Below are 5,755 nucleotides of genomic sequence, written 5' to 3'. Positions count from 1 at the left end.
CCGACCGGCGCGCGCCGCCGCCTCAGGCCGTGCCTTTGCCGGCCTCGAGGGCCGCGCGGCGCTTGCCGCGCGAGCGGATGTTCAGCGCCTCGACGCCCAGCGAGAACGCCATCGCGGCATAGATGTAGCCCTTGGGCACGTGCATGTCGAAGGCCTCGGCCGTCAGCGCCATGCCGACCATCACCAGGAAGGCCAGCGCCAGCACCTTGACCGACGGATGGCGGTCGACGAACTCGCCGATCGGCCGGGCCGCCACCAGCATCACGCCCACCGAGGTCACGACCGCAGCCACCATCACGCCGATCTGGTCGACCATGCCCACCGCGGTGATCACCGAGTCGAGCGAGAACACGATGTCGATCACCGCGATCTGGCCGATGACGCCCCAGAACAGGCGGTTGCCGGCGGCCCTCAGTGCGGCCTCGTCGGTGGCCGGCGGGCCGTCGCGCTCGGGCGCCTCGACCTCCACGAAGATCTCGTGCGAGGCCTTGTAGAGCAGGAACAGGCCGCCGAACAGCAGCACCAGGTCGCGCCCGCTGATGCCCTGGCCGAGCACCGAGAACAGGTCGGCCGTCAGGCCCATCACCCAGCTCAGCGAGAACAGCAGCAGCAGCCGAGAGACCATCGCGAAGCCCAGGCCGAGGCGGCGCGCCTTTTCGCGCGTCTCCGGCGGCAGCCGGCCGACGAGGATGGAGATGAAGATGATGTTGTCGACGCCCAGGACGATTTCCAGGGCGGTGAGCATCGCGAACGCGATCCAGATGTTGGGGTCGAGGAGGAAGTCCATGGCAGCAGGTTGAATGCGGGGATGCCGCAGCAGGCCTGCAGTGCAGGCCGGGGAGACATTGGGGCCGCGGGACGTCCGCGGCAGGGATCAGGCGAGGCGGGATGCCGTTCGGGGCGGCCGTCGCAGCCCGTCGAGGTAGGGCGGGCGCAAGCGGCTGTCGGCATCGGGCCGCGGCAATGCGGCGCGCGGCGCGGTGAAGCCCGGCAACGCGGCTTCGGCCAGCAGCCCCGGGCCGTCCGCTGCGCTCTCGGCCTGCGCCTGCGACATCGGGTCCGGCAGCGTCAGGCGGTCGAGCGCGCGTTCCGGAATCGCCGCCTCGGACTGCAGAGCCCGGGCCGTGCTGTCGTGGCTCACATCCGCCGGCACGAGGATGCCGCAGCAGCACAGGAGGATGGCGAAAAGGACGGCGTGGAGCCTGAAGATCATGGCTCGAATTGTAGGGGGCGCGGCCGGCGCGTTGTCCTACAGCAGGGACTTTCGGGCGCCTACAGACTGTCACGAAGGGCGATCTAGCATCTGCATCCATGACAGCCCGACCCCGACTTGCCGACATCGACAGCCTCCTCGCACAGGCCGCCCCGGCACCGGCCGACATCGACTTCGACCTCGACGCGCACCACAGCACGGAGGTGCTGCTGGCGACGCATCAGGTGCTGGTGGCACGCTGCGTGATCGACTTCGCGGGGCGCGGTGAACCGGTGGAATCCGAGCTCGTGATTCCGCGTCGCGACTGCCAGGGCGACCGCCCGCGCGGCATCGCGCTGTGGCGCGCGGCTCAGGAACTGCTGGCGCAGTTGCTGCTGCGTCGGCCCGGCGTGCACCCGACGATCCGCATCGCGATCGGCAGCGAACTCGTTCCGCTCGCCGCCGCCTGAAGACGCAGGCCGACCCGGCCTGCCGCAGCCTCCGGTATCGTACGGAGGCTCGCATCCTCCTTCCTCTCTCCCTCCATGCAAAGACGACAACTGCTGCGCGGCATGGCCGCGTCGGCCACGCTTCAGGCCCTGCTGGGCGGTGACGCTGCCGCAGCGGGCCTGAAGGCGATCGGTCAGGCCGAGGCCTTCGACTACGCGCTGCTCAAGGGCCGCGCTCGTGCGCTGGCTACCAAGGCCTACCAGGCGCCGCGGTCGGTGCTGCCGAAGGCGATCGACTCGCTCGACTGGGACCGCCACCAGGCCATCCGCTTCCGACCCGACCACGCCTTGTGGGGCGAAGACGAGCTGCGCTTCCGGGCGCAGTTCTTCCATCTGGGGCTGTTCTTCAAGTCGCCGGTGCGCATTCACGAGCTGGTGGACGGCCGGGCCCGCGAACTGGCCTACGACGCGAGATGTTCGACTACGGCAAGAGCGGGGTTCAGGGCAGTCAATTGCCGAGCGACCTGGGCTTCGCCGGCTTCCGGCTGAACTTCCACACCGATCTCGAGCGCGACATCTCGGCCTTCCTGGGCGCGAGCTACTTCCGCGCGGTCGGCGGGGAATGGCAGTACGGTCTGTCGGCGCGCGGCCTGGCCGTCGATACCGGCCTGCCGCGACCGGAGGAGTTTCCGAACTTCGTCGCCTTCTGGCTGGAGAAGCCGGCGCGCCAGTCGAGCAGCATCACGGTGTATGCGCTGCTCGATTCGCCCAGCATCGCCGGGGCCTACCGTTTCGTCATCACGCCGGGCGACACGCAGGTGATGGACATCGATGCGGCGCTCTACCCGCGCAAACCCATCGAGCGCCTGGGCATCGCGCCGCTGACCAGCATGTTCCAGTACGGCGAGAACGACCGCCGCGTCGCCAACGACTGGCGGCCCGAGGTGCACGACAGCGACGGCCTGCAGATGTGGACCGGCAGCGGCGAGTGGATCTGGCGCCCCCTCACCAATCCCGCCACGCTGCGCTTCAACGCCTACCAGGACGAGAATCCGCGCGGCTTCGGCCTGCTGCAGCGTGACCGCAACTTCGACCACTACCAGGACGACGGCGTGTTCTACGACAAGCGGCCCTGCGTGTGGGTGGAACCGAAGTCGGGCTGGGGCGCCGGCTCGCTGCAGCTGGTGGAGATCCCGACCGCCGACGAGACCTTCGACAACATCGTCGCGTTGTGGAATCCGGCGCGCCCACCGCAGGCCGGCGAGGAACTGCTGTTCGCCTACCGCCTCTACTGGGGCGCGCAGCCGCCGGCCCGGCCGCCGCTCGCGCGCTGCGTGGCCACGCGCACCGGCCTGGGCGGTGTGATCGGTCAGCCGCGCAAGTATTTCTCGTGGCGGTTCGCGGTCGATTTCTCCGGCGGCGACCTGTCGCTGATCGGGCCGAAGGCCAAGGTCGAGGCCGTCGTCAGCGCCTCGCGTGGCCGCGTGGAGATCACGTCGGCGCGGCCCTTGGCCTCGGTCTCGGGCTACCGGGCGATGTTCGACGTGGTGCCGCCGGCCGGCACCGAGCCGATCGACCTGCGCGTCTACCTGCGCTGCGACGGCCAGTCGCTCAGCGAGACCTGGCTCTACCAGTGGAGCCCGCCGCCCGCGGCCGAACGCAAGCTGGTCTGAGCGCGCGTCGAGATGCAACGATCGGTGTCCGGCCGGTCGCTACACTGCGCGCCTTCCCGATGATCCGCGGCCCGTTGCCGGGCCCCTCCCGAGTCCGTGGACAAGATCCTGCTGCAAATCGCCGCCGAGCTGAAGGTTCGGCCGGCCCAAGTCAACGCTGCCGTCGAACTGCTCGACGGCGGGGCCACGGTGCCCTTCATCGCGCGCTACCGCAAGGAGGCGACCGACAACCTCGATGACACCCAGCTGCGCGACCTGGAAGCGCGCCTGGGGTACCTGCGCGAGCTCGAGGAGCGCCGCGCCGCCGTGCTGAAGAGCATCGACGAGCAGGGCAAGCTCACGCCCGAACTGCGCGCCGCGATCGACGCCGCGCCGACCAAGCAGGAGCTGGAAGACCTCTACCTGCCCTTCAAGCCGCGGCGTCGCACCAAGGGCATGATCGCCCGCGAGGCCGGCATCGAGCCGCTGGCCGACCGCCTGTTCGCCGACCCCACGCTCGACCCGCTGGTCGAGGCCGCCGCCTTCGTGGCCGGCTATGCGGGCGGCGCCGAGGCGCTGGCGACCGCCGGCTTCGCCGATGTCCACGCGGTGCTCGACGGCGTGCGCGACCTGCTGTCCGAACGCTGGGCCGAGGACGCCGCACTGGTGCAGTCGCTGCGAGGCTGGCTGTGGGACGAGGGGCTGCTGCGCTCCAAGCTGATGGATGGCAAGAACGAGCAGGACGCGGAGATCGCGAAGTTCCGCGACTACTTCGACTACGACGAGCCCATCCGCACCGTGCCCTCGCACCGTGCGCTCGCGGTGTTCCGAGGTCGCACGCTGGAGATCCTGGACGCGAAGCTGGTGCTCGACGAGGAGGCGCTGCCGGGCAAGCCGACGCTCGCCGAAGGGCGCATCGCGGTGCATCTGGGCTGGAGCCACGCCAAGCGCCCGGCCGACGAGCTGATCCGCAAGTGCGTGGCCTGGACCTGGAAGGTCAAGCTCAGCCTGAGCCTGGAGCGCGACCTGTTCGCGCGGCTGCGCGAGGATGCCGAGAAGGTGGCGATCAAGGTCTTCGCCGAGAACCTGCGCGACCTGCTGCTGGCCGCGCCGGCCGGCAAGCGCGTGGTGATGGGCCTGGACCCCGGCATCCGCACCGGCGTGAAGGTGGCGGTCGTCAGCGACACCGGCAAGGTGCTCGACACGGCCACGGTGTACCCGCACGAGCCCCGCAAGGACTGGGACGGCGCGATCCACACGCTGGGCCGGCTGGCCGCGACCCACGGCGTCAACCTGATCGCCATCGGCAACGGCACCGCGAGCCGCGAGACCGACAAGCTGGCGGCCGACCTGATCAAGCGCATCCAGCAACTGGCCCCTGGCACGCACATCGAGAAGGTGGTCGTCAGCGAGGCGGGCGCTTCGGTCTACTCGGCCTCGGAGTTCGCCAGCAAGGAACTGCCGGAGCTCGACGTGAGCCTGCGCGGAGCGGTCTCGATCGCACGGCGGCTGCAGGACCCGCTGGCCGAGCTGGTGAAGATCGACCCCAAGAGCATCGGCGTCGGCCAGTACCAGCACGACGTGAACCAGAGCGAACTCGCGCGCACGCTCGACACGGTAGTGGAGGACTGCGTCAACTCGGTCGGCGTCGATCTGAACACCGCGTCGGCGCCGCTGCTGTCGCGCGTGTCCGGGCTGTCGGGCGCGGTCGCGGCCGGCATCGTGCGTTGGCGCGATACGCACGGCGCCTTCCGCAACCGCCGCCAGCTGCGCGAGGTCGCGGGCCTGGGTGAGAAGACCTTCGAGCAGGCGGCCGGCTTCCTGCGCATCCGCGACGGCGACAACCCGCTCGACCTGTCGGGCGTGCACCCCGAGACCTACCCGGTGGTCGAGAAGATCATCGCCGCCGTCGGCCGACCCGTCGGTGATCTGATCGGCAACAGCGACGTGATCCGCAAGCTGCGGCCCGAGCTTACGCCGACGAGCGCTTCGGCGCGATCACCGTGAAGGACATCCTCGCCGAGCTGGAGAAGCCTGGCCGCGACCCACGCCCGGACTTCAAGGTGGCGCGCTTCAACGAGGGCGTCGACGACATCAAGGACCTGCAGGCCGGCATGACGCTGGAAGGCACGGTCAGCAACGTGGCGCAGTTCGGCGCCTTCGTGGACCTGGGCGTCCACCAGGACGGGCTGGTACACGTGAGCCAGCTGGCGAACAAGTTCGTCAACGACGCGCGCGAGATCGTGAAGACCGGCGACATCGTCAAGGTCAAGGTGCTCGAGGTCGATCTGGCGCGCGGCCGCATCTCGCTGACGATGAAACTCGACACCAGCGTGGCGCGCGGACGCGACGGACGCGGCGAGGGCAGCGAGAACGGCTACCGGCCGGCCGGACGCGATGAGCGTGCCCGCAGCGGTGCGCCGCGCGGCAGCTCACCCCCAGTCCGCCGCCGGCGGCGCGAT

3 protein-coding genes and 2 pseudogenes are annotated in these 5,755 nt (G+C 70.0%); 3 read left to right on the top strand and 2 right to left on the bottom strand.

Annotation, left to right across the window (positions count from 1 at the left end; genetic code table 11):
• Nucleotides 1-22: 22 nt before the first annotated feature.
• Together x551_RS17635 and x551_RS17630 are read right to left on the bottom strand one after the other, a co-directional pair.
• Nucleotides 23-787: a TerC family protein gene (locus x551_RS17635; RefSeq protein ID WP_036249814.1), complete on the bottom strand. Its 765-nt coding sequence runs from the start codon at nucleotides 785-787 to the stop codon at nucleotides 23-25.
• 87 nt (nucleotides 788-874) lie between these two features.
• Nucleotides 875-1,213 (bottom strand): hypothetical protein, encoded by a 339-nt coding sequence (locus x551_RS17630; RefSeq protein WP_036249813.1) that lies wholly within the window; start codon nucleotides 1,211-1,213, stop codon nucleotides 875-877.
• A 98-nt stretch (nucleotides 1,214-1,311) separates the two neighbouring features.
• On the opposite strand from x551_RS17630, the gene x551_RS17625 reads away from it, so the two are divergent.
• The 3 genes and pseudogenes from x551_RS17625 to x551_RS17615 form a co-directional block, all read left to right on the top strand.
• Nucleotides 1,312-1,662, top strand: coding sequence for a hypothetical protein (locus x551_RS17625; protein ID WP_036230794.1), 351 nt, complete (start codon nucleotides 1,312-1,314; stop codon nucleotides 1,660-1,662).
• A gap of 75 nt (nucleotides 1,663-1,737) precedes the next feature.
• Nucleotides 1,738-3,314: pseudogene (locus x551_RS17620) on the top strand (glucan biosynthesis protein D).
• Between the two features lie 96 nt (nucleotides 3,315-3,410).
• Nucleotides 3,411-5,755: pseudogene (locus x551_RS17615) on the top strand (Tex family protein); the annotation flags it as partial.

The organism is Methylibium sp. T29 (genome assembly GCF_000576205.1).
Lineage (GTDB): Bacteria > Pseudomonadota > Gammaproteobacteria > Burkholderiales > Burkholderiaceae_C > Methylibium > Methylibium petroleiphilum.
This window is presented reverse-complemented; position numbering and strand designations above follow the sequence as displayed.